Origin of the sequence: Thalassoglobus neptunius, from assembly GCF_007859735.1 — a bacterium.
Taxonomy (GTDB): Bacteria; Planctomycetota; Planctomycetia; order Planctomycetales; family Planctomycetaceae; genus Thalassoglobus; species Thalassoglobus neptunius.
Map to the genome: position 1 here is coordinate 2,088,047 of NZ_SIHI01000001.1, position 23,209 is coordinate 2,111,255.

Consider the following 23,209-nt stretch of genomic DNA (forward strand, 5'->3'; position numbering starts at 1 on the left):
TTGATTTAAGAACACTTCGAAACGGTCGAGAACATCGTGTCTCGACCGTTTCTTTTTTGTATGGTTGACTGTTTCATCGCTGAACCGTTTTATTGAATATGCGCCAATTTATGCATCCTTGGTCGAGGATGCCTGAAGGCGTTGTGATCCTTTGACTTGATACGGTGAAGTTCATGTCGGAATTCGGCGACTTGTTCGAACAGTTTCAGCACGATGCGCAATTGCGTCATGATCGTGAAGAACAGCTTCGGCATTCAATGACGGCACCGAGCATTCGTCAGAAAGAACTCCAGGATCAACTGGTTGCTTTACGAGAAGAGTATCAGGCGAAACAGGGCGAACTGGAATCGACACGGGACTCTTCAGCCTCTGAGTTAACAGAGACCTTCCAACAGAAACTCGCTGAAATACAAAGTCTTCACGATTCGATTGTGAAGAACATTCAGACCGAGACAGATCGTGCTTCGAAATCGGTCGAACGGCAACGTGAAGACAGCGAATGGGTTGTCGAGTCCGTACTCGATGACGGCAGCGAAGGCAGTCCACAGCGAGAATTGGAGAAAGAGACCCAGTCGATCGACCGGACACTTGTCGAACAAGATGCGGTTCTTTCCTCGAAGAGACAACGCTTTGACGAAATTCTTCAGGCCATCCGAAAAGAAGCGCCTCCCGCAGACTTACCAGAACGCGACGTCAAGGATCGATCCGAGGCAACTGACCGGTTTCAGGAAGAAGTTCAGCGGACGGATCAGCTGATACGACGGTTCAAAAAACTGGTTCTTGCCAAAATCTTCACCGGCTTTCCCGCGCTGATCTCGCTGATTGGACTCATCGCCCTCTTTGCAGGTCTCGTGTTCCAGTTCGCTGATCCGATGATTGCCGATATCTCCGGCCCGCGCATGCAATCGAATTGGATCGGTGTCTCGACTGCTGTCGGTGCAATCGCCGGGCTCGTGGTCTTCGGTCTGTTTTTCCTCATCGCGACAACTCAACGATCGAACTTGATCGCCCTCATCAGTGAATCGATCGAACACGCGGGTTTCTATCGATCGAGGTTCGACATTTACTCGCAAAAGGACCTCGCAAAGCTCTCAAAAAGAACAGCAGCTCTTCAAAGAAAAATCGAAAGCGAGCGTCAGGCTGCGCTCGAACGCTATGAGGAGGCGCATCGCAAACGACTCCTTGAGATTGAGCAATCGAACCAGGAACGTCTTGCAGACGAAGAACGGAGATTCGAGGCCGAAGAGGCTGAGATCACCACCGAACACGAAGCAAAATTACAAGCGATTCAGGAAAACTTTGACCTTCAGCTTCGAGAACTCAATGAGAGTTCACTCTCGAAAATTGAACAGAAGGAAGCCGAACTCAAGGCACTTCAGAAAGAACAGGTACGTTCTCAGACGGAACAATGGGTGAAACTCAAAACGGATTGGAAGGAGTCGGCCAAACTCTTTCAAACCGCAATCGCAGCCGTTGCCTCTGAAGATCAAGCGACGAATCCCGAATGGACAGAAACGTTCCACTCCGAGCAATGGGCTCCCAGTCAGCAACTTCCTCGAGGCATTCGACTCGGCGGTCTTCAAGTGGATCTTCAAGAGTGGCCTGTCGCCGTTTCCGAGGACATTCGTCTCGCTCCGCGGACCACTCAGTTCGAAGTTCCGGCAATCGTGGAGTTTCCCGGAAACGCGTCGACCCTGTTTCTGTCGTCAACGCCGGAAGCGCGTTTGCAAGCTCTTGGTGCCCTGCAAACGATGATGCTGCGACTGTTGTTGCAGATCCCCCCGGGAAAGTTGCGGTTCACGTTGATCGATCCGATTCGCTTGGGGGAGACCTTCGGCGGGTTCATGCATCTCAGCGACTACGATGAGTTGATGGTGACCAATCGAATCTGGACCGAAAGTGGACAGATCGAACAGCGACTCGCCGATTTGACCGAGCATATGGAGAACGTTTTCCAGACATATTTGCGGAACGAGTTTCAAACGATTGAGGAATACAACCAGTCGGCCGGTGAAGTCGCCGAACCGTATCACTTTCTGGTGATCGCAGATTTTCCGGCGAAGTTCAGCGAGATTGCTGCGAGAAGGCTCGTAAGCATTGTAAACAGCGGGCCGAGATGCGGGGTCTATACGCTTCTCAATCTCGATCCCACGAAGCCGATGCCGAATCAGTTCGAAGTCGAAGACATTCTGCCGCACATGACCTCATTCGAGTGGAAGGACGAACACTTTCATCCAAATGAGCCAATCTTGTCTCGCTGGCCGATTCGCATTCAATCACCCCCTGCTCCCGACGAATTTACATCCATCGTCAAAATGGTGGGGGAAGCGTCAAAAGATGCCCGCAAGGTGGAAGTCTCCTTCAATCGAATCGCTCCTCAACCCAGCGACCTCTGGTCGAGGGATTCCCGCAGGGAACTGGAAATCCCGTTGGGGCGTGCCGGGGCAACGAAGCTCCAAACAATGAAACTCGGACGCGGAACTTCTCAGCACATGCTCGTCGCCGGAAAGACGGGTTCCGGAAAGTCGACCTTCCTTCACATTCTCATCACCAACCTCGCTCTGTATTACGGTCCGGACGAAGTCAACTTCTTCCTGATCGACTTCAAGAAGGGTGTCGAGTTCAAAGACTACGCATCATTTCAGCTTCCGCATGCACGTGTCATCGCCATCGAAAGTGATCGGGAGTTCGGAGTCAGCGCGCTGCAACGTCTCGATGAGATGCTTCAGGAACGCGGAGAATTGTTCCGCCGGGAAGGTGTTCAGGATATCGGAGGCTACCGGGACGCGAATCCGGATAAGCCGTTACCTCGCGTGCTGTTGGTCGTCGATGAGTTCCAGGAGTTCTTCATCGAAGACGACCGCATCAGCCAGTCAGCAGCACTACTTCTGGATCGACTCGTTCGTCAGGGGCGTGCATTCGGGATTCATGTCATCCTCGGATCGCAGACGCTGGGAGGTGCTTACTCGCTGGCAAGGACGACATTGGGGCAGGTGGCTGTCCGAGTGGCTCTGCAGTGTAGTGATGCCGACGCCCATTTGATTCTCAGTGAAGAAAACACAGCTGCCCGGCTCTTAACGCGTCCCGGCGAAGCAATCTACAACGACGCGAATGGAATGATGGAAGGCAACCATCCGTTTCAAATCGCATGGATCTCTGATGAACAACGTTCCGACTGGCTGGCCGATATCGAAAAGAGAGCTTCGCGTTTAGGGATCGAAACCGAGCGGGCAATTGTTTTCGAAGGAAACATTCCATCCGACTTGAAACGAAACAAACAATTGCGGCGATTGGCCGAAGAGTGGCGTGAACGCAGCGATCCATTGAGAGCCCCGAAAATCTGGCTCGGTGATGCTGTCGAAATTAAACCTCCCTCGCTGGTTGCGCTGGATCGACATAGCGGGCGAAATATTCTCGTCGTCGGTCAGGACTCCGAGGCAGCGATGGGAATCCTTCACGCCGCAGCTTTGAGCATCGTTGCATCGACGTCGCCAACCGAAACCGCGTCGAACACTGAGCAGTTTGAGACCGATCGTCCCGGCAGTTCGACTGATGAGAACGACACAGATCAACAAGAAACGCAACGGGACGACGAAGAAGGTTTGGACTCGTTGATCGTGTTGGACGGCAGTTCAGTCGGCAGCGACGATTCCGAGCTGTGGAAGTCATTCCAGTCGACGATCCCTTGTCCGGTGACGTTGGTTTCTCCGCGCGAGGTCAGTCAGCAGATCGGCAAGATCCATGCAACGTTGCAATCGAGAATGCAAGCGGACACCGATCACCATGATCCGGTTGTTGTCGTGATCAGCGATCTATCGAAATTCCGCGACTTGAAGAAAGCCGACGATGACTTTGGCTTGGGAAGCTTCGGGAGTTCTTCAGAACCGACGACATTGACCGCTGCCCAGATGTTCGCTGAACTCCTGGCGGAAGGACCGCTGCACGCGATTCACTTGATCATCTGGTGTGATTCTCGAAATAACGTTGACCGGTGGTTCAGTCGTCAGAATTTGAAGGAGCTTGAACAACGGATCGTCCTTCAGATGAATGCGGCGGACTCGAGCCACTTGATCGATAGTCCAGCTGCGTCCCGACTCGGAACTCACCGTGCCCTGCTCTATCGCGAAGAAACCGGCGAGGCAGAAAAGTTTCGTCCCTACGGAGTTCCAGGAATGGAGTTTCTCAACGAGTTCGGAAATCTCATGCGGTCCGGAGGAGAAGCTGGGTTTGCCACCGATCTGGAAGAATTCACCATTTCGTAAGAGTCTCTGACCGAAACGAGCTTCCTTCGTTATGGCAACTTCTAGTGATTCAGAATTCCCGGCGCTCCTTGGGGGAACTCCTGTCTGCGAAGGCGGGAATTCGGATTGGCCAATCTGTGATGAATCATTGCAGCTGCGCTTTCGCGAACTGATCGAAACCGGAGCCTGGGGTCGCTATCACGCGGAATATGTAACCGAACTCGAAGAGCGACTGAGGACGTTGTACCAGCTGACAAACGTGCAACTGGTTTCGAGTGGCACCGTGGCGATGGAGTTGGCACTGCGTGGACTGAAAATCGCGCCCGGCGATCGCGTGTTGATGTCTGCCTATGACTTCAAAGCCAACTTTGTCAACGTTGTCCAACTCGGAGCGATCCCGGTTCTAATTGATATTCGTGATGCTGACGGGCAGTTGGATGTCGAAAAAATCGCGGCTGCCGCAACGGACAACACGAAAGCGATCATCGTCTCTCATCTGCACGGCGGGCTTGTCGATTTGTCGCGAGTGACGAGCGTTGCAGAAGATCTCGGAATTGCAGTGATCGAAGATTGTTGTCAGTTGTCGAGTTGTGCTCGCGATGGCAATTCCGTCGTCGGTTCACAAGCGGATGTTTCGATCCTCAGTTTCGGAGGAAGCAAACTGCTCACTTCCGGACGGGGCGGTGCGGTTTTGACCCATCGCGACGATATTGCACAGCGAATCAAAACGTATTGCCAGCGAGGGAACCTCGCGTATCCGCTTTCCGAGATGCAAGCTGCTGTTCTCGTCCCGCAATACGAATCGCTTCCGCAGCGACATTGCCAGCGTCAGGAGTGTGTTGACGCAATTCGTCGCGAGTTAATGGATAGTCATTTATTGCGACCATTCTCCTGTCGAGAGAACTCAATCGCTGACTACTACAAACTCGGGTTCTGGTATGAGACGCAACAGTTTGAAGGCATGACGCGGGAGCGGTTCTGTGAAGCCATGAAAGCAGAAGGGATTCCGATCAACGTCGGCTTCCCTGCTTTGCACCGAATTCACTCGAAGCGGCGATTTGAATGTGTCGAGGAATTGACCGTCGCTGATCGCGCGCATGAGCAAATCGTCGTGTTGCACCATCCATTCCTGTTAGGCGGAGAGCCCGCAGCTCGGCAGTTCTTTCTCGCACTTGACAAGTTGACGCGACACGCGAGGATACTAACTCAACCCTGATCTAGAGCATTTTCTGATTTGGTGTGCACTCACTCGCACGAGCAAACTCAGCCTGTTACCTGATGAAAAAGTTCAAGCGAGTGCACAGGAAAGAGCAAATTGCTCTCGGGGCTCTTCATCTCAGGTTTGTCGCGATTCGCGCGAGCGAACGCAGCATTTATCGAACAAAAACGAGTGCAGAGGAATCATGAAAATGACCTCGATCCGTGTGCTCGTCGATCTATCTTTTGCACAACAGCAACTGACTTTAGAGAGTTTCTCGCGTCATGGATTACAATCAGTTCTTTGAAGAAGCACTTCCGTACTCACAATTTCTTGAGCGGTACGCAACTCCCGATCAGAACCATCGATGGAGTGAATTTCGCAAGTCGGTCAAACTCACAGCTGCACAAGTTGAGTTGCTCAAGTCATTCACTCGCGAGATGAAAGTCCTCGTGATGGCGGGTGCGTGGTGTGGAGACTGCGTTAACCAGTGTCCGATTTTCGATCGCTTCACAGAAGTGAATCCGAAGATTCGTGTTCACTTCGCTGACCGCGACGACACACCTGATCTCAGTGAGAATTTGAAAACTTGCGGCGGAGCACGAGTTCCAGCATTGGTCTTTCTCAGCGAGGATGGACACTTCTGCGGGCGAGCCGGTGATCGGACTCTGTCGAAATGTCGATCAGTGGTTGCTTCACAAGCGGGCGCAGCTTGTCCCACAGGAATCGTTTCAGGCGATGGACTGACAGCGGCGGTTGTTCAAGACTGGCTGGACGAATTCGAGCGGATTCAGTGGATGCTGCGAACGTCGACACGTCTGCGAAATCTTCACGGCGACTGATCACTCGACATGAGAGTTTCGTCGTTCGAGGCGTTTGTCGGTTACGGCTTTCTTCACTGTGGAAATATCTTCAACTCCCGAGCCCGCTTTACGTGGGCGAAGGATGACTTGTTGCTGTCGCGGCCTCTGATGATTTCGGCAGCGGCAGCACAATTTCCCGATAGCTCGTCTTCACGTGTCTGAACCCAATGGACCGGTAGAGTTCAACGGCCGGTTCATTCTCAGCCGAAACATCGAGATAAACTCGCTGCATTCCAAACGATCGAAAACAGTGAAGGTTCTTCAAAACAAGTGCGCGACCGAGACCTAAACCTCGGTGTTCCGGAATGATTCCGATGTTCTGAATTGCACCCAATTTGCTGCTTTGTGTGAGCCCCTGAATGGTTCCGCAAGGAAATTCCGGACGAAAGTCATTCTGAGCAGCACGAATCAGCCAGGTGGATTGCGGAAGAAACGCTTTGTGGTTGGCGATCGATCGCATTAAATCACGACAACCGGCAACGGTTCGAAGGGCCGGAAAGATCTGGCTATCCAGTTCATTGTGAAAGCTGAGAAATTTGGCCAGTGCATGCTCATGCAACAATGACGGATGCCATTCGGACCAAGTGTAACCGTCAGGCAGATCGGGCCGAGGCAAGCTGACTTCCAGAAAATCGATTTCCATACGAAATCGTTTCAGGAATTTTGGTTGTAACGATGTCACTGTGCTCATAATTCTCGAGAGCATTGGGCGAACTGGTTTTTGCAATCTCGCACGAATAACAATCTCAGAGAGCAAAGTCGATCGGGCGAGAGTGCTGGGACGAGCGACTCTCTCTCAGTGTAATCCGGGGCGCTCCTGAGTCAAAATGTGTTCGCCTTGGTCGCGACACTTCTTTCGGATCCAGTTCTGTCTTCCGGGCTGATTGACAGACCTGTGTCATGCTGCAATGACTGATCGTTTGGCAGAACCGATTCCTTTCAGACAGAATCAGCACATTGGTTTTGGTGGCCCGACACATCCTCATGATTGGATATGCACCGATTTTGAATTGAACGTTTCATGAAAACTTTCCGGTGTTTGGAATTGCCAAGGCCGGTGAATGACAAGAATGTGTGAACCATTGGGATTGAGTTTCAATAAGCGATCGACGTAAACTCAGCCACTCCTTAAAGATCGAAGTTGCCAACGAGATTGCCCATGAAATTCCCTGCCAGGCTGATCGCACGGACCATTCTGATTGTGCTGATCATTTGCCCCGTGTTGTATTCTCAAGAAGGGCCACAGATCGAGGCCGAAACTGAAACCCCTCCGTTGCCAACGGTCGCTCCGATTGTCGACGACCCACCACCTCCGACGGGGTTCGAACGAGTCGATTCGATTTTCAAGAGTGCTGTCACAGCAATTGAAACCGTGCTGTTTTACCGGCTCGGGAAGACGGAAAAGGAATACCTCGTTTTTGAGGATGACGCTGTTTACTGGCGAGTTCGGGGCACGGACACTCCCTTTCTTCCGCTCTCAGAAGACAACGGGTTCAATGCGAGTGAACTCGATGCGTCACAGGTTGAGATCCTCGCTGCTCAGGGGAAACTGGTTGTGGGGGACGTGATCGAGGGGAAGGAAAAATACTATCGAAACGGTCTCATGAATGGAGAACCGATCGAATACGTGACGGTCAAGCTCGATGGGCCCGAGGGGAATTTCAAGTACGGAAGCCGGTTTCGGTTTGACCCGACCATTGATGCTTATCGAATCGTTCAGAAGAAACGGAATCTTCCCGGCGAGCAAATCATCTCTCCCACCGAAGCGGAAGACTGGAATGCTCTTGGCTTTCTCAAACAGAATCCCGATCCGTTTTCGTCGGACAAACCCTACTTGTTCAATGAATCGGTCGGGGGGATTCCGATTGTCGTTGCCTGGCTGGCCGCAGGGGCGGTCTTCTTCACGCTCTATATGAGAGGCTTCAACATTTGGGGATTTCGGCATGCTGTCGACATTGTTCGAGGCAAGTACGACAACCCGGAAGAAGACGGAGAAGTGACTCACTTCCAGGCGCTGGCGTCTGCGCTCTCGGCAACCATCGGGCTGGGGAATATCGCCGGGGTCACAATTGCGATGACACTCGGAGGACCGGGAGCTTTCTTCTGGATGCTTCTCTGTGGAATCTTCGGAATGTGTACCAAGTTCACCGAATGTACCCTCGGGCAAAAGTATCGAAGCGTGAAGCCCGACGGGACTGTTCTCGGCGGACCGATGCGATACTTGAAGGTCGGGCTTCAGGAAAAGGGAATGGGGCCGCTCGGGACCGTTCTTGCCATTGTCTTCACAGTGATGTGTATTCTCGCCAGCTTTGGCGGGGGGAACATGCTTCAGGCGAATCAGTCAGGAAGTGCCATGCTGCAAATGTTTCAGCAGAACGATTTGCAGCAGCTCTCAACTCTCAACGACCAAATCAAGGTCGCCGCCGTTGCGGGAGAAGAGGGGGAAATGAAGTCGCTTCAAGCCCGCAAACAAGATCTTCAAAACCAGTTGGCTGCCTTCGAGCAGCAGTTCAAGGTGATTTTCGGACTTGTGCTGGCGTTCTTTGTCGGAGCGGTGATTCTCGGTGGGATCAAGAGAATCGCAGCAGCTGCGTCGAAGATCGTCCCGACAATGTGCATCGTTTATTCGGCCGCGTGCTTGTACATCATCATTATGCACATTGACCGCGTTCCCGGATTGATTGCTACCATCTTCACTGAAGCCTTCACCGGTGCAGCGATGGGAGGCGGAATCGTCGGAGTGCTGGTCGTTGGAGTTCAGCGAGCGGCATTTAGTAACGAAGCCGGTGCAGGAAGTGCAGCCATCGCTCACAGTGCTGCGAAAACGGAAGAACCGGTTCGAGAAGGCTGCGTCGCTCTTCTGGGACCATTCATCGATACCGTCATCGTTTGCTCAATGACCGCGCTCGTGATTCTGATTACCGGAGCATGGGACAATAACGAATGGATCGTCGAGCAAGGTCTGGAAGGTGCAGCGTTGACGTCACGAGCCTTCAAAGAAGAGATTTCGTGGTTTCCGATGGTGTTGAGTATTGCTGTGACGTTGTTCGCTTACTCAACGATCATTTCGTGGAGTTACTATGGCGAGAAGGCGTGGGAAACAATCTTTGGTGCAAGAAGCACGATTATCTACAAGTTCCTCGCTGTCATTTGTGTCTTCATTGGGACCATTGTGAATCTGGGAAGTGTGCTCGATTTTTCGGACATGATGATCCTCGGAATGGCGTTCCCGAACATTCTCGGGGTCGTTTTGCTGTCGCCATCTGTGCGAAGTGATCTGCTCAAATACTGGAAACGTTATCAAGCAGGTGACTTCAAAACCTACCGCTGACAGGTTCAAATGATTGAGAGCATGTTTTGTTTTGGTTTGCACTCACTCGCACGAGTAGACTCAGCCTTTTTCCCTGATGAAACAGTGCAAGCGAGTGCACAGGAAAGAGCAACTTGCTCTAGTACTGGTTTATCAGTCGCATCTACACGGACGATCGACTTATGTCTCAGCTCAACTACGATGTGATCGTTGTTCCTGTTGATTTCTCGGAAGAGTCACAGAACGCGCTTCAGACTTCCCTCGCTCTCGCCGGAGACGTTTCCAAACTCCGCGTGATTCATGTGCTCCCGCCACTGGAAGCCATTTCACCGGCCGTTGTCTGGGGAGACTTGTCAGACGAACATCGAATCGAAACGGTCACGAAGTTCGCCGAGAAGTTCCTGCAGACTCATGGAGCAACAGGTGCATCGCTCGATATTCGAGTTGGTGGTCCTGCCAATGAAATCACCGAGTTCGCCACTGAAGTCAACGCCGATTTGATCGTCGTCTCTTCTCACGGATATCACGGGATGAAGCGATTTCTGCTGGGATCCGTTGCGGAATCTGTCATTCGTCATGCCGAATGTGCGGTGCTCGTCCTGCGTCGCCAGGATGCCGAATAAGATCGGCTGCATTCCCTGATCCCGTCAAAAAGAGTCGGAATGCTGGTCAACGAGCACAAATTCCTGGAGGTCATTTGCGGTCGGCAATCAGGAGTCGCTCCCGCGCTGTTGCGCGGTCTGCTCTCTCTTCTGGAACCGTTTTATCTTGCTGGAGCCCAGTCGAAGAACTTTCTCTTCGACACTGGGTTGAAGAAACCTCAACGCGTCTCGAGTCGAGTCATCTCGATTGGAAACGTCACCACTGGAGGGACCGGAAAGACGCCTACCGTCGCTTGGATGTGCGACTTCTTCGAAAGACATCGTCTTCGTCCCGGAATCGTCAGTCGCGGTTATCGGAGTCTCGATGATGAAGGAAACGATGAACACCGTTTGCTTCAGAAGTTGTGCCCCAATGTCCCCCACTTTCAGAATCGTGATCGAGTGGCAGCGGCTCGACAATTGATCGATTCACATCACCCGAACGTCATCATCCTTGATGATGGATTTCAACATCGACGTTTGCACCGTGACCTCGATGTTGTGCTTATCGATTGTTTGAATCCATGGGGATACGGTCATGTTCTGCCTCGCGGGCTGTTGCGCGAGTCAGCGAGAGGGCTTTCACGGGCAAGCATTGTGCTTCTGACACGGGCGGATCAGGTGACCGAAGCGGAGAAAGAAATCATCCGCCAACAAGTGCGCAGCTACACAGACTGTCCGGTGGTGTCGAGTCGTTTTGTCCCCACCGGATTGCGGAACTCCGGCGGGGAGATTGCGAGCTTTTCTGAACTGCAGGATCAGAAGGTGTTCGCATTTTCGGCGATCGGTCATCCTGAAGCTTTCCGAAGAACGTTGAACAGCGTTGGATTCGAACTCGATGATGATCGCTTCCTTCAGTTTCCCGATCATCATCACTACTCGGCTGAGGACTTGTCGAAAATCCTGAAGACAGCGAGTGCCAAAGATTCGGTTTCACTGATGACGACAGCGAAAGACCTCGTGAAAATTGGTGACGATCGAATCGGAGATCTTCCGGTTTGGGCGATCGAAATTTCACTGGAGATACTGGATTCTCAGGCAGTCTGGGAAGAAACTCTGTTGAACGCGGCAAGTGACGAGCGGCTCCCCGAGTCTTAATTCATCAATTCGATCGCTTGCACTTGAGTGAATGAAACAACTGAACGGATTTGAACTGTTGATGGAAGGGATTCCCTCAATTGGTCAGAAACTCGACCGAAGATCAAATGTTGCAAGTCTGCAGTGAGGATCTTGAAGCATATTCAAATGTGAATCGGTCGCATTCAATTCGTCCCTTTGTCATTGCCTGAAAACCATGATTCTCTCAAACGTCGCTATTCAACAATGTCTCGATGAAGGGAGTCTGGTGATCGAACCGGAACCGTCTCCCCGTCGACCTGGATCCGGGCAGGCGTGTCCTTATCAAACTTCGTCCGTCGACCTTCAATTGGGGGAAGAGATCGCCTTTTTTCGTGACGAGCAACAGGCTGTGATTGACCTTCGCAATGGCGACTTTTTATCGCGAGTCGGTTTTCAGTTCGAAACAACTCTTCTCAAAGACGATGAACCGTTTATTCTGAAACCCGGACGACTCGTTCTGGGACGTACTTTCGAACGTGTCGAACTCCCAATTCGCGAAGAGAAAACGTGTCTCGCAGCCCGTGTCGAAGGGCGAAGTTCGCACGCACGATGCGGATTGCTGGTGCACTTCACTGCTCCGACGATCCATGCTGGGTTCGCAGGATCGATCGCCCTCGAACTGATCAATCTCGGCCCTTACAGCCTCGCCCTCTATCCGAAGACTCCAATCTGTCAGTTGATTGTGGAAACCGTTGAAGGAGTCCCGTTTCGGAACGACAGTCAGTTTCAAGCTCAAACTCGTCCGGGCGGACTCAGTTGATTCTGCGATTCGTCTTTCAGCACTTGCGGTCTCATTGAAGGAATTCTGCATTCCTTCAAGAGTCACGGAGTGGACCATTGTGAGATTGGAGTTTCGCTCAGCGGACAAAAAAACAGGCCGTTGACAAAAACTGCCAACGGCCTGTTGAAGGAATCAGTTTCGATCTCTCGATCGCATTTTCACTATGTGTTCTCTGTCTCTCGCACTAGAAAACGCAGCATTCAATGAATGAAGCAATTTCCGGTGCGGACAGAGAAACCGCGAAAACGTCTTAGCTGCCTGGAGCTGCAAAGACGTCGGTCACTCCTGGAACTGGAACGGGGTAGCGTCCTTCGGAATCTGGAACTGTTGGCGGTGCAACGTCCCATCCGAGATCGGCCAGTGCCGGAACGATTTGTGGACCTTCGTTCAATGCTTTCTCCATGGTGATTTCGTCACCGGAGTAGGTCGCCATTCGTCCGAGGATGGAAGACATTGTGCTCATCGCACCGTATTCCGCTTCGCTGTAGGACTCGCCGTTGCGGATCGCTGCGAAGAGATCATCGTGCTCCACCTGATACGGGTTCGGGTTTTCGCCTTTGAAGCGTTCCGAGTTTCCGTCAAACCAGTCGATGCTGCAGTTACGTGGTTTGCTTCCGTTCAGGTTGACGATTCCTTTGGTCCCGTGAATGTGCTCACTGACGCTGTTCCACACGTTGCGGATATGGCGACATTCACTGAACATGACCGAACCGTCATCGTAGGTGAACTGAACCGCGAAGTGGTCGAAGATTTCGCCGTACTTCGGATCTGTTCGCACTTCACGACCGCCCATTCCGATCGCGGAGACAGGGTACTTCTGCATGACCCAGTTTCCGATGTCGATGTTGTGAATGTGCTGTTCGTTGATGTGATCACCGCAGAGCCAGTTGTAGTAGTACCAGTTGCGCATCTGGTATTCCATTTCTGACTTCACTTGATCACGTGTACGTCGAGGATCCCAAACGCCTCCGCCGTTCCAGTAAACACGAAGAGCACGAACATCGCCGATGTCACCATCGTGAATTCGGTTGATGAAGTCGCGGTAGACGGTCTGGTGGTGTCTCTGGAGTCCGACACCAACTTTCAGGTCCTTCTCTTTCGCGATTTTGGCTGCCGCAAGAACCTGTCGGACGCCAGCTGCGTCGGTGGCCACAGGTTTTTCCATGAAGACATGGAGACCTTTGTTGACAGCATATTCGAACATCATCGGTCGGAAACCGGGAGGAGTCGCGAGGATGACGACATCGACTCCGCTGTCCATGACTTTCTGAAACGAATCGAAACCGACGAACTTGTTTTCTTCCGGAACGTCGATGATTGCCGTTTCGTCTTTGGCAACTGATCGTTCGATGTTATCGAGTGCTCCGTCCAACTGATCTCGAAACGCATCGCCCATCGCGACAAGTTTGACATTTCCCGGAGATTGAAGTGCTTGCGAGGCTGCTCCTTTTCCGCGTCCTCCACATCCAACCAGTCCGATTTTGACGACATCATCGCCACTTGCGAACGCTTTCGCCGAAACACTGCTCAGAACTCCCGTTCCCAGTGCGGCAGCAGCTGAGGTCGTTTTAAGAAAGTCTCTTCGAGTTGGTTCAGTCATGAATACTCCACATCTCGTTTAAGAATATCTGAATCGTTGCAAAGGAGCCGATTGAGTCGACTGCGCTCATTGAGCACATCGACCGATGCAGGACTCCTTGAAATCCGAGATTCTATGATTGCAGAATCGCTGCGAAAATACAGCCATCAGCGGATATTGACTCGTTGATGCTCGCCGGAATGCGTTTCGAATTGGGGATCGAAAACCGCTGAAGAACGGTGTTTCGCGGCCTGATTTGCAACCCTGACAAAAATCGGAACGAAAACCGGCACCGGCAGTTTACGTGGACACATCGCCCTGCCGAATTGAAACGAAGCGCACGAGCACTCGCTTGCGCTGTTTCATCAGGGAAAAAGCTGAGTATGCTCGTGCGAGTGAGTGCAAACCCAATCAAAAACCGCCCTAAGCCAAGATCGATTCAACTTCGGCGTTTGACAGAATGTTCATCACCAACGGCTGCGAGCCGTCATCCTGGCTCTGTTGCCATGTCGCGATCAGGCCGCGGCTTGTCGGGAAAACGTCGACATATCGGCTGCAACCCGTTCCGTACGGGCTGATGAAGCTCGGAAAGTGGCGTGAAATTCGATGGATCTGCGAAAGGTCTCCATCACTGAAAAATGCCAATCCGCCCAGCTCCTCACAGGAGTACCCTCGAGGGCGCGTCACAGCTTCTTTGTGTTGATCGAGGTCGCGAACACATTCGCCGCCATCGTAGAAAACGAGTGTTGCGTCGATCTCTTCGAATGCACCCACCATCGGGACGTCCAACAGGGCTGTTCCGCGAGTCATGGCAACGTCCCAGGACATGCCTCTCGGGAAGAAGTCGGAAACGAGAGTCCCTTCGGGATCGACGAAAGCTGTGTTCGAACTCGCCCAGTTAAACGGGTGAGTGCAACAGAACACAGTCGATCCGGATTGTGGGTTGGAATAGACGAAGGGATCTTTCACGTGCAACCAGTTCGGTTCCTGACTCGAAAGAAACGGCGTCACGGAAGCGTTCTTGAGCCTCTCGACGGAATCGGCCTTGATGGAATCGATCGTCCAAACTCCGGTTCCGGGCTTCAGGAATCCTTCGACTTCTTGCGGGTAGCCGATGTTGTCTTTCTCGGTAGAGACCAGAAGTTCCACTCCTTGATCAGTCCATCTCAGGGCACTGCCTTCAATCGACAGGACGGGTGTCTCTCCGACGTTGAGGTCAGCCTTGGACCACTTCAGAATCTTTTCGAACGAGTCTCCCTGATCGGACGATTGAAAGATCGACAGCTCGAGTCCGCGTTCTCCCGCTCCGATTCCGGTTCGCGAATCTCCGAAGTTGCGATACCGGCCGACGAGGTAAAGATCCCCTTCTGCGGACTCGATCATGTTCCCGCCGCCGAACCAGAAACCTGTCGACTGATCTTGAGCAGGAACGATCACTCGGGCCTTCTTTTGATCGATCAGTGCGTGGGCGAGGTTGTTGAGTTTCTCTTGGAGTTCGAGAGGCAGCGTCATGTCACATTTCCTTTGCGGGTTCTGTCGATTCATTTGTTGAGATTGAAGAAGCCGAATCGGTCGGCCGTTCAGTGGTGTTCAGCGAGTCTTCAGTCTCTGCGGTTCGATTGCGGAGAAACTGGGCGAGGAGTGTTCCGGTCGTCATGCATCCAAAGGCAAACAGCCCGCACGGAAGTGCAACTCGGGGATTATCAGGGAAGAGCCCTTTCGCCAGACTCGCTCCCACGCCGGCGTTTTGCATCCCGATTTCCAGCATCAAGGCGCGTCGCATTCCGGAATCGAGACGAAGCAGTCGTCCTCCCAGTTGCCCTGCGAGAAAGCCGCCGAGATTAATCAGCAACAGGCCCGCGATCAGCACGACAGGAAACTCTTGAATGGCCTGTCTGTTGGCCGCCACGACAATCGCAATCACCCAGAGGATACTGACGTTCGCGACGTTTCCGGAAATACGATCAGCGATCTGCTTGAGGAGTGAGAGTCGCTGACTGAAGAGTCCCAAAAGGACGGGGATCACAACTTGAATCACGAGAGAGACTGCTGATTTCGTCAGAAATTCTGCGTCCGCTTGCGCACCGAGTGTCAGTCGAAGTGCGACGGGAACAATCAGCGGAGAGAGAAGCGTGGCCGAAGTCGTCAGCCCGACGGAGTAGCTGACGTTTCCTCTGGCGACCATCGTCAATACGTTCGAAGCCATCGCACCCGGAACGCATCCGACCATGATCGTTCCCACGCAAAGATCGCCCGTCATTCCGAAAGCCGTGGCGACTGCCCAGGCAAGAAACGGCATCGAGATGTATTGAACGGCCGTTCCACCCACAATGAGTGGCCACCGGTTCAGGACGTTGCGAACTTCGTCTGTTGGCAACAGAGTTCCGACGCAAAACATCACAGCCGCGACGATCCAACCAATATGTGATGCACTGGCAAGAAACGGATCGAATGCGGAAGCTCCAAACAGGTTCGGCCAGAAGCCGGCCAGCATGGAACTGAGTGTGAGCCAGAGGAGAAGGTGTTTTTGCAGCATCGCTGAGTTTCGTGGTCGAATCGGAATTCGGCAGAGTAAGCGACGCAGACAAGCAGGTCCAGTATCTCCCCGGTCAAATCGCAGTCAGGTTCAACTGAACCAAAAACACCACCTCAGAGAAAACTCCGAGGTGGTGCGTATGACACTTCAATTGATGTCAGCCAAGCTTAGTTGCTCGACAGATTCATTTGGAATGGTTGAGTGTTGATGGAAGGTGTCGTGGAAGGAATCGCTTGATGATTCGCTTCCGAATGACCATCTCGGCAAGACGCAGCTTGTTGTGCCAGTTGGAATGGGATTCCCTGGCTGATTTGTGCCAAGGCGGCGTTGATGTCCGTGTCTTGACTCGTTCCAGCAACTCCGGTTGAGGTCGATTCGGGAACGTAAACGTCCGGGGTGACACCTGCTCCAGCCATTTCGCGTCCTTTTGGGGAGTAGAACTTGGCTGTTGTCAGTTTCAACTGAGCAGAAACCGTTTCCAGTGGGAAGTGAGTCTGAACAGTTCCTTTTCCGTACGATTGTCGTCCGACGATCAAACCACGGCCGTTTTCCTGAATAGCTGCAGCGAAGATCTCACTGGCACTTGCTGAGTTTTTGTCGACGAGAACCACCAAAGGTGTGTTCCAGGTTTGCTGGTAAGTTGCCTCTTCCTGGATGTTGTCTGAAACATTTCGGCCTTTCGTTGAAACGATGGTTCCACAAGGAACGAACAGGTTGGAAACGTCGATGGCTTGGTCCAACAATCCTCCGGGATTGCCTCGCAGGTCCATGACCAGCGATTTCATTCCCTGATTGTGAAGCGACCACAAGGCGGCTTCGAGATCTTTTCTGGAGGATGCTGAGAACTGTTTCAGGCGAACGTATCCGACTTGGTTTTGCGTATCGATCATCTTCGTGCCGGTCACACTGCTCACGTAGATGGAGCGACGAGTGACGTTTCCGCGGTACAGTTGTCCGTTGCGGTCAATGTCGAGGGTGATCACAGTTCCGATCGATCCGCCAAGTTTTCCAGCGACAGCATTCAGGTCGAGACCGTTCATCGACTCACGGTTCACGGCGACGATGATGTCTCCTTCCTGAAGTCCGAGTTCGCTGGCTGGGCTGTTGTCAATGACTCCCACAAGAATTGCTCCTCGTGGATGTGATTCGAGTTCAACACCAATTCCCACGATGTTCTCTTCGAGGCTCACGGTTCGAATCGGTTCAGCTGTGGCTCCCGGAGCGTAGGCACTGGCTAAAGGCATGAAGGCTGAGTACTGATCGAGTGAGTCGATGGTTCCGTTGATGAACTCCAAAGCAACTGCTTCACGACGAATTCCGAGTTGACGGTTCACGAGTTCGGCAGTCCACTGCATCACCCCGACTGCTTCAGTTGCGGATCGGGCAGGCTGGCTGCGGGTGATCTGCAACAGTTCCGATTGAGTCTGTTGAATAGTGTTCTGGTTTGCAGAGGCTCCAGTGGCTCGCAGGAATGTTGGATTGCTCAAAGCAGCGACGAGGTATTCCACCGATGAAGAGACTCGAACTTCGTAAGACACAGGATTCACGTGTCGTGCATCAATCATTCGAGAGACTTCGTGGTACAAGCTGGTCAGTTGCTGCATCGAAGCATTGGAAAGGAATCCAAGCATCTTGGGGTCAGAGAAACGTGCCGTGATTTCAGCTTGCTTCTTATCCGGTGTTGGAGCAGTCGAAGGATTCTGCGTTGGAGTGTACGGGTTCTGTGTTGGGATATTTTGATTTGGGAAATTGATCGGTGTCGAAGGGGCACCGGTTCCTGGAACAACGTATTGAGGTTGTGAAGGGAACTGCTGTTGGACAGGATTCGAGTATCCTGGAGCAGCTGGGGTGTAGGACGGGTAGGCAGGTGTTGACTGGCCCCGCCCTGGCACCACCGCCGTTCTGATCGGGGCGACGTCCTCACGGGCGAGCGGCATTCCGCGATCGTCATGAGAAATGTCGAAGCGACCTTCAGCGGCTGCGACGTTGTTCCGTTCATTATTGTTTGAAGAGAATGACGAGTGGCTTGTTGCAACGTTCTGAGTCGTCATTTCAGAGTGGGCGAACCCACCGCCGAGGAGAACGAGGAAAGCAAGCGTTGCGACGAAAGTGCTGGTCAGGTTGTTTTTGATTGAGTGGCTCATAGTGAACACGTTCCTTGGTTCAAGAGTTGGAAGGATTCGAAGACTTTGAAGGAGGGTCAAACTTTGATGGTCGGGTCAGTTGAGGTCACATTTGTGTTTCGAAGGGTCGTGTCGAGCTCCCCTCGCAAAACTCGGACATGGGCAGGAGCATCGATTCCGATCTTCACTTTGCCGCGTCCTGTTGATATCACTTTGATGACGATGTCGTCACCGATTTGAATCGTTTCATTCTTTTTGCGTGTGAGAACGAGCATTTTTTCATCCTTTTCCTTGGAAATAATGTCAAGTTTCGGCTCTTCATGACCTGCGATTGGTCTTGACTTCCATCGTGGCCAAGTGAAAGAAACCTAATGCACGGGGCGTGCCAAACTCTTTGGAGGAGTTTGTTCTTGTGTTGCAACATGTTTGTTTTCAAGGGGTTCAAAAGAATTGGAAAGCTCTTTGGGAATTGGGGTTGACTCAATCCAGAAGAATTGTTTGTAAGGAATGCATCGCCGAGTGAAGCAAACTGACGACCTTACAACCGGACGTGTGTCACTTTGTTGACAATTGGCAAGTCTTGCCGGTTGGATGCTCTGAGAGTTGTGTCGAATTATGGACACTTTCGCGAAGTGCGAATTTGGTGTCCGTCGCAAATCGGAGTTTCCGACTCTGCGAATGTTGACATCCAGCCCGGCCTTTCAGGAGAGTGTCGCGGCCCGACTTTCAGGGACAAAGCCCGGACAGGCGATGGGAAGTAATGCAAAGGAACAGAAGCGATGGGAGAGTCTGCGGAGTGGCGAGTTGGTCTGGGGCACGATACCCATCGACTGGAAGAAGGTCGGCGACTCGTCATCGGAGGTGTCGAGATCGATCATCATCTCGGGGCTGTTGCTCACAGTGACGGAGACGTTTTGCTTCACGCCCTGACTGACGCCATTCTCGGGGCGCTGGGATGGGGAGATATTGGAGAATGGTTTCCTGATACCGCTGCCGAGCATGAGGGAGCCGACTCAGCTGAGCTACTCTCAAAGGTTCTCAATCGTGCGTTTGCTGCCGGATGGCACATCAACAACGTCGACGGAATCGTTTTCGCGCAGAAGCCAAAGCTGTCGCCCTACAAGGAACAGATTGCCAATCGAGTTGCGGAGCTGCTTCAGGTTTCGGCGGAGCGCGTGAACGTTAAAGCGAAGACCGGCGAGAAAGTCGGCCCGGTCGGACGCGAGGAAGCCCTCTGCGCTGAAGTGGTCATTATGCTCGTGAAGAAACCCGAAGCTGAGTGACTCTCGCGATGTTCTTCGTGAGAGGAGCCGTGAAGAGTTTTCGATTTAGTTGGGAGGAGTCTTTCCCATCAGGTGTTCGACGAAGAAGTCGATACGCCTTCGCTTCATGTACGGAATTTCTCCGACACCGTGGCCATGCCCGGGGACGACGAGCATGTCGAACTTCTTGTTCGCTTTGATCAGGGCATTGACAACCTGCATCGTTGAAGCGGGATCGACGTTCGTGTCTTTCTCTCCGACGGTCAGAAAGAGCTTGCCCTGCAACTTGTCCGCATTCGTGACATTCGACTGTTCTTCGTAATGCGGACCGATGGGCCAGCCCATCCAAAGTTCATTCCACCAGATTTTGTCCATGCGGTTATCGTGGCAACCGCAGTCGGAAACAGCGACCGTGTAAAAGTCTCCGTGAGCAAGCAGCGCGCGGGTCGAACTTTGTCCTCCGGCGGAACCACCGTAAATTCCGACGCCCGGAGTCAGGTCGAATTCCGGATAGGTCTCGGCAGCTGTTTTGATCCATTTGATTCGGTCGGGAAATCCGGAGTCGCCAAGGTTTTGCCAGCAGACGTCGTGAAAGGCTTTCGAGCGATTTGAGGTTCCCATCCCATCGATCTGAACGACGATGAATCCGATCTCGGCGACTTCCTGAGAGGAGTGGAATTCCTGAAATTTTTTCGGGACGAAAGAACCATGCGGCCCAGCATAGATCTTCTCGATCATAGGATACTTCGTCCCAGGTTGAAATTTGGTCGGGCGAAAGATGACACCGTAGATCGGAGTTTGATCGTCTCGCCCGGTGGTGACGAATCGTTCCGGCGCGATCCAGCCAGCATCTCGCAATTCTGTATCGTCTGCCTGTTCAAGTTTGCAGATCAACTCACCGGTTTGTGCATCGCGCAGTTCTGTTTGAGGCGGCAAGTCGACTCGCGACCACTGGTCAATGAGGTAGCGTTCGTTCGGAGACGTCTGAACCGAGTGAGTCCCATCTCCTTCGGTTAACAACGTGAAGTCGCTTCCGTCAAAGTTCACGCGAGCGAAGTGGACGTAGTAAGGATCTTGCTCGGGATAAACGCCTGAGCACTCAAACCAGATGACTCTCGACTGAGGATCGACACGCACAACTTTCCTGACGACCCAGTCTCCAGACGTGATTTGATTTTTGACATCCCCAGTGTTGAGGTCGTAAAGATAGAGGTGATTCCATCCATCACGTTCCGACATCCAGATCAGCTCGCCAGACTCCGGAAGAATTTCGAGGAACTGCTTGTAGGCGTAGTCGACAAATGTGTCGCTTTGCTCGTCGACGATCGTGCGGGCTTTCCCTGTTTCCGCGTCGACAGAAATGACTCGCAGAACCTGGTGGCCGCGCTGGTTGTAGACGAACAGGAACTGGCTCGAATCCGGAAGCCAGTGAATTCGCGGAGTCGACATCCATGGATTCGGAAACAATTCACTGTCGATTTCAATGATCGACCGCTTGGCGATGTTGAACAGGACCGGTTCATGCTGCGGAATATCATCGCCCGGCTTGAGGTATTGATGGCTGTGAACTTTGGGTTGCAGTTGGTCTTTCGGAGAAGACTCGACGTAGTGGACGAGGTGAGATTGCCCATCGGTGCGGCGAAATCCGACGAGCTTCTTCGAGTCGGGTGACCACGACGCTCCAGACTCTGTGAACTTTGACTCTTCCGACGCAGCCCCGCGCAGGATTTCCTGAGCGTCGTCTTCATCGCCTTGCAGAATGATCAAGTCTCCATCATCAAGCTGAACACGGAACCTTCCATCGGGCGATTGTGTCCGCCTTCGGGATCGACGTCCTCGCTCTCTTTGACGATCGGAGGAGTCTTGATTTTCATCGGGGGCTGATTCTTGAGTTGGTTCTTCGTTCTCTTCGAGAATGTGAACCGTTCCGTCCATTAAGTTCGACCGGACTTGCAGTTCATCGATCGAAATTGTGAGTTCGGTGCTGTCGTTGTTCCATTCGATGGACTCAACATTCAAACGGTCGGCGTCAAAGCTCTTTCCGGTCTTTTCAGAAAGTTGTTTGGCGAGAGCTTCGTGATTGAAAGCGGGTTGTCGAGTTCCTGATGGTGCGTTAACGACGACATATTGATGCTGGTTCTTGCCCGTCCGAACGCGGTACCAGAAGTCGTTTCCTGACTCACTCCAGTGAGGCTCCACGCGGTCTCGATAGACTGTTCCGGTCCATTTCTTGCGAAGCGATTCGGAGCGAGCGTAGTCGTCGGCCGTTCCTTGAGCCCACACTGAGGACTCGCAGAAGAATTGACTACTGATTGCGGAGGCAAGAAGTAAGCAAGTGGCCATTCTGGAGAAAGTGAGTCTCATGCGAGCGTTTCCTTCCGTGATGATTCTGACCGGTAGTAAGTCGATCAACTGTTTTCGTCGCTTGGGAGACTCTCTGGTTGGATCGTCTCTTTTTTCGTTCCCAGCCGTTCCAGCATTAGAACCGCGATCGCTGACACGACGGCGACTGCGATTGTGAGCAGCAGTTGTCCATTGAGCGGGACGTCCGTTAGCGGAACGGGTTCAAAGTGTTTGTACTTGAACTCACGAATTTCAGGAGTCGTGTCGATCTGAAACGGCCAGATTTTGTAGAGCGAACCAATCATGAAGCCGCAAAGCACCGACATTGTCTGGGGGGTTTTGTGAGCAAGGAGCCATCGCAAGAGCTTTGAAAAGGAGATCAACCCAATCAGGCAGCCGGACGCGAAGACGATGACTGTCATGACCGACGATACGGACAGCTTCAGTTTGAGGACTTCTTTGATGATCCCGGTGATCTCGTGATACTTCCCGAGCACGAGCAGGATGAAGGCTCCACTGATTCCGGGAAGAATCATCGCACAGATGGCGACAGCTCCACAGAGAAAGACATACCAGAGAGCGTCCGGAGGCGTTTTGAGTCCGGGAAGTGTGACGATTCCGTACGCGATGACGACTCCCCCCGCCAGCAACGCGAGATTGCCTCCCGTCGGCTTTCCGATCAATCGAAACACGAGATAACAGCTCGCGCTGATCATTCCGAAGAAGGCTGCAAAAGTCAGTTGCCGATGATCTTCAAGAAGCGTGTGCATCACACTTCCCAGAGCGATCACTCCGGAAAGAATTCCGATTCCCAACGGGATCAACAGTCTGAGGTCGATGCGATCTGCCGCGTCTCGAATCTTCCGTTGAGCCACCAGCGAGACGAGCTTCGCATCGACGTGGCTGATCGCGGTGACGAGGCGTTCGTAAATCCCCAGAATGAGAGCCACCGTCCCCCCTGAAACTCCGGGGATGATGTCGGCACCGCCCATCAACAGCCCGCGACCAAGATTGGCGAAGTCCGCCTGAGAAGGAATGGGTTCACGTCGATTGTGGTCGGGCTGGTCAGTCATGGAATTCAGTGATTTGCGCTTATTGATGTGATCGTTCGCACCCAATCGGGGTGGTCAGCGTAGCCTACCGTCATTCTGACAAACAAGTGATGAACATTTCTTGAACTGACGTGAACTTCGCAAGGAAGAGAGGTGTCCAA

The 23,209-nt window shown here is 52.6% G+C and carries 16 protein-coding genes; 8 read left to right on the forward strand and 8 right to left on the reverse strand.

Translation table 11 applies throughout. The features are described from left to right. Window positions 1–173 precede the first annotated feature (173 nt). From KOR42_RS08205 to KOR42_RS08215, 3 genes are all read left to right on the forward strand, one after another. Window positions 174–4,262: an FtsK/SpoIIIE domain-containing protein gene (locus tag KOR42_RS08205; protein ID WP_146508691.1), complete on the forward strand. Its 4,089-nt coding sequence runs from the start codon at window positions 174–176 to the stop codon at window positions 4,260–4,262. Window positions 4,263–4,293: 31 nt separating this feature from the next. Then, window positions 4,294–5,457: a DegT/DnrJ/EryC1/StrS family aminotransferase gene (locus tag KOR42_RS08210; RefSeq protein ID WP_146508693.1), complete on the forward strand. Its 1,164-nt coding sequence runs from the start codon at window positions 4,294–4,296 to the stop codon at window positions 5,455–5,457. Window positions 5,458–5,723: 266 nt separating this feature from the next. After that, entirely contained in the window at window positions 5,724–6,281 is a 558-nt protein-coding gene (locus KOR42_RS08215; RefSeq protein ID WP_146508695.1) for a thioredoxin family protein, read from the forward strand. 88 nt (window positions 6,282–6,369) lie between these two features. On the opposite strand, the gene KOR42_RS08220 is transcribed toward KOR42_RS08215, so the two are convergent. Next, window positions 6,370–6,945, reverse strand: coding sequence for a GNAT family N-acetyltransferase (locus KOR42_RS08220; protein ID WP_146510034.1), 576 nt, complete (start codon window positions 6,943–6,945; stop codon window positions 6,370–6,372). 516 nt (window positions 6,946–7,461) lie between these two features. On the opposite strand from KOR42_RS08220, the gene KOR42_RS08225 reads away from it, so the two are divergent. From KOR42_RS08225 to dcd, 4 genes are all read left to right on the forward strand, one after another. Continuing rightward, window positions 7,462–9,633, forward strand: a complete 2,172-nt coding sequence (locus tag KOR42_RS08225) for an alanine/glycine:cation symporter family protein (RefSeq protein ID WP_146508697.1) — start codon at window positions 7,462–7,464, stop codon at window positions 9,631–9,633. A gap of 161 nt (window positions 9,634–9,794) precedes the next feature. Beyond that, entirely contained in the window at window positions 9,795–10,235 is a 441-nt protein-coding gene (locus KOR42_RS08230; RefSeq protein ID WP_146508699.1) for a universal stress protein, read from the forward strand. A gap of 39 nt (window positions 10,236–10,274) precedes the next feature. Beyond that, complete coding sequence (gene lpxK / locus KOR42_RS08235; RefSeq protein ID WP_146508701.1) at window positions 10,275–11,351, forward strand: tetraacyldisaccharide 4'-kinase; 1,077 nt, start codon at window positions 10,275–10,277, stop codon at window positions 11,349–11,351. A 196-nt stretch (window positions 11,352–11,547) separates the two neighbouring features. Beyond that, window positions 11,548–12,132 (forward strand): dCTP deaminase, encoded by a 585-nt coding sequence (gene dcd, locus KOR42_RS08240; RefSeq protein ID WP_146508703.1) that lies wholly within the window; start codon window positions 11,548–11,550, stop codon window positions 12,130–12,132. A 271-nt stretch (window positions 12,133–12,403) separates the two neighbouring features. Here dcd and KOR42_RS08245 read toward each other — a convergent pair whose 3' ends face one another. From KOR42_RS08245 to csrA, 5 genes are all read right to left on the reverse strand, one after another. Further along, window positions 12,404–13,753: a Gfo/Idh/MocA family oxidoreductase gene (locus tag KOR42_RS08245; protein ID WP_146508705.1), complete on the reverse strand. Its 1,350-nt coding sequence runs from the start codon at window positions 13,751–13,753 to the stop codon at window positions 12,404–12,406. A 402-nt stretch (window positions 13,754–14,155) separates the two neighbouring features. Then, window positions 14,156–15,244 (reverse strand): exo-alpha-sialidase, encoded by a 1,089-nt coding sequence (locus KOR42_RS08250; protein ID WP_146508707.1) that lies wholly within the window; start codon window positions 15,242–15,244, stop codon window positions 14,156–14,158. Window position 15,245: 1 nt separating this feature from the next. After that, window positions 15,246–16,268, reverse strand: a complete 1,023-nt coding sequence (locus KOR42_RS08255; protein ID WP_146508708.1) for a bile acid:sodium symporter family protein — start codon at window positions 16,266–16,268, stop codon at window positions 15,246–15,248. 167 nt (window positions 16,269–16,435) lie between these two features. After that, entirely contained in the window at window positions 16,436–18,412 is a 1,977-nt protein-coding gene (locus KOR42_RS08260; RefSeq protein ID WP_146508710.1) for a S41 family peptidase, read from the reverse strand. A 56-nt stretch (window positions 18,413–18,468) separates the two neighbouring features. Further along, window positions 18,469–18,666: a carbon storage regulator CsrA gene (gene csrA, locus KOR42_RS08265; protein ID WP_146508712.1), complete on the reverse strand. Its 198-nt coding sequence runs from the start codon at window positions 18,664–18,666 to the stop codon at window positions 18,469–18,471. A 504-nt stretch (window positions 18,667–19,170) separates the two neighbouring features. Here csrA and ispF point away from each other — a divergent pair. Further along, the gene (gene ispF / locus KOR42_RS08270; RefSeq protein WP_146508714.1) at window positions 19,171–19,674 is read left to right on the forward strand and encodes a 2-C-methyl-D-erythritol 2,4-cyclodiphosphate synthase; all 504 of its coding nucleotides are present in this window, start codon (window positions 19,171–19,173) and stop codon (window positions 19,672–19,674) included. Window positions 19,675–19,719: 45 nt separating this feature from the next. Here ispF and KOR42_RS08275 read toward each other — a convergent pair whose 3' ends face one another. Both KOR42_RS08275 and KOR42_RS08280 read right to left on the reverse strand, forming a co-directional pair. After that, entirely contained in the window at window positions 19,720–22,017 is a 2,298-nt protein-coding gene (locus tag KOR42_RS08275) for a DPP IV N-terminal domain-containing protein (RefSeq protein ID WP_197440981.1), read from the reverse strand. Between the two features lie 44 nt (window positions 22,018–22,061). Beyond that, window positions 22,062–23,069 (reverse strand): DUF368 domain-containing protein, encoded by a 1,008-nt coding sequence (locus tag KOR42_RS08280; protein ID WP_146508716.1) that lies wholly within the window; start codon window positions 23,067–23,069, stop codon window positions 22,062–22,064. Window positions 23,070–23,209: the final 140 nt, after the last annotated feature.

Bases quoted from the DNA above. Each gene is read 5' to 3' on its own strand.
- KOR42_RS08205 (WP_146508691.1), top strand. From the start codon at position 174: ATGTCGGAATTCGGCGACTTGTTCGAACAGTTTCAGCACGATGCGCAA.
- KOR42_RS08210 (WP_146508693.1), top strand. From the start codon at position 4,294: ATGGCAACTTCTAGTGATTCAGAATTCCCGGCGCTCCTTGGGGGAACT.
- KOR42_RS08215 (WP_146508695.1), top strand. From the start codon at position 5,724: ATGGATTACAATCAGTTCTTTGAAGAAGCACTTCCGTACTCACAATTT.
- KOR42_RS08220 (WP_146510034.1), bottom strand. From the start codon at position 6,945: ATGGAAATCGATTTTCTGGAAGTCAGCTTGCCTCGGCCCGATCTGCCT.
- KOR42_RS08225 (WP_146508697.1), top strand. From the start codon at position 7,462: ATGAAATTCCCTGCCAGGCTGATCGCACGGACCATTCTGATTGTGCTG.
- KOR42_RS08230 (WP_146508699.1), top strand. From the start codon at position 9,795: ATGTCTCAGCTCAACTACGATGTGATCGTTGTTCCTGTTGATTTCTCG.
- lpxK (WP_146508701.1), top strand. From the start codon at position 10,275: ATGCTGGTCAACGAGCACAAATTCCTGGAGGTCATTTGCGGTCGGCAA.
- dcd (WP_146508703.1), top strand. From the start codon at position 11,548: ATGATTCTCTCAAACGTCGCTATTCAACAATGTCTCGATGAAGGGAGT.
- KOR42_RS08245 (WP_146508705.1), bottom strand. From the start codon at position 13,753: ATGACTGAACCAACTCGAAGAGACTTTCTTAAAACGACCTCAGCTGCT.
- KOR42_RS08250 (WP_146508707.1), bottom strand. From the start codon at position 15,244: ATGACGCTGCCTCTCGAACTCCAAGAGAAACTCAACAACCTCGCCCAC.
- KOR42_RS08255 (WP_146508708.1), bottom strand. From the start codon at position 16,268: ATGCTGCAAAAACACCTTCTCCTCTGGCTCACACTCAGTTCCATGCTG.
- KOR42_RS08260 (WP_146508710.1), bottom strand. From the start codon at position 18,412: ATGAGCCACTCAATCAAAAACAACCTGACCAGCACTTTCGTCGCAACG.
- csrA (WP_146508712.1), bottom strand. From the start codon at position 18,666: ATGCTCGTTCTCACACGCAAAAAGAATGAAACGATTCAAATCGGTGAC.
- ispF (WP_146508714.1), top strand. From the start codon at position 19,171: ATGGGAGAGTCTGCGGAGTGGCGAGTTGGTCTGGGGCACGATACCCAT.
- KOR42_RS08275 (WP_197440981.1), bottom strand. From the start codon at position 22,017: ATGAGACTCACTTTCTCCAGAATGGCCACTTGCTTACTTCTTGCCTCC.
- KOR42_RS08280 (WP_146508716.1), bottom strand. From the start codon at position 23,069: ATGACTGACCAGCCCGACCACAATCGACGTGAACCCATTCCTTCTCAG.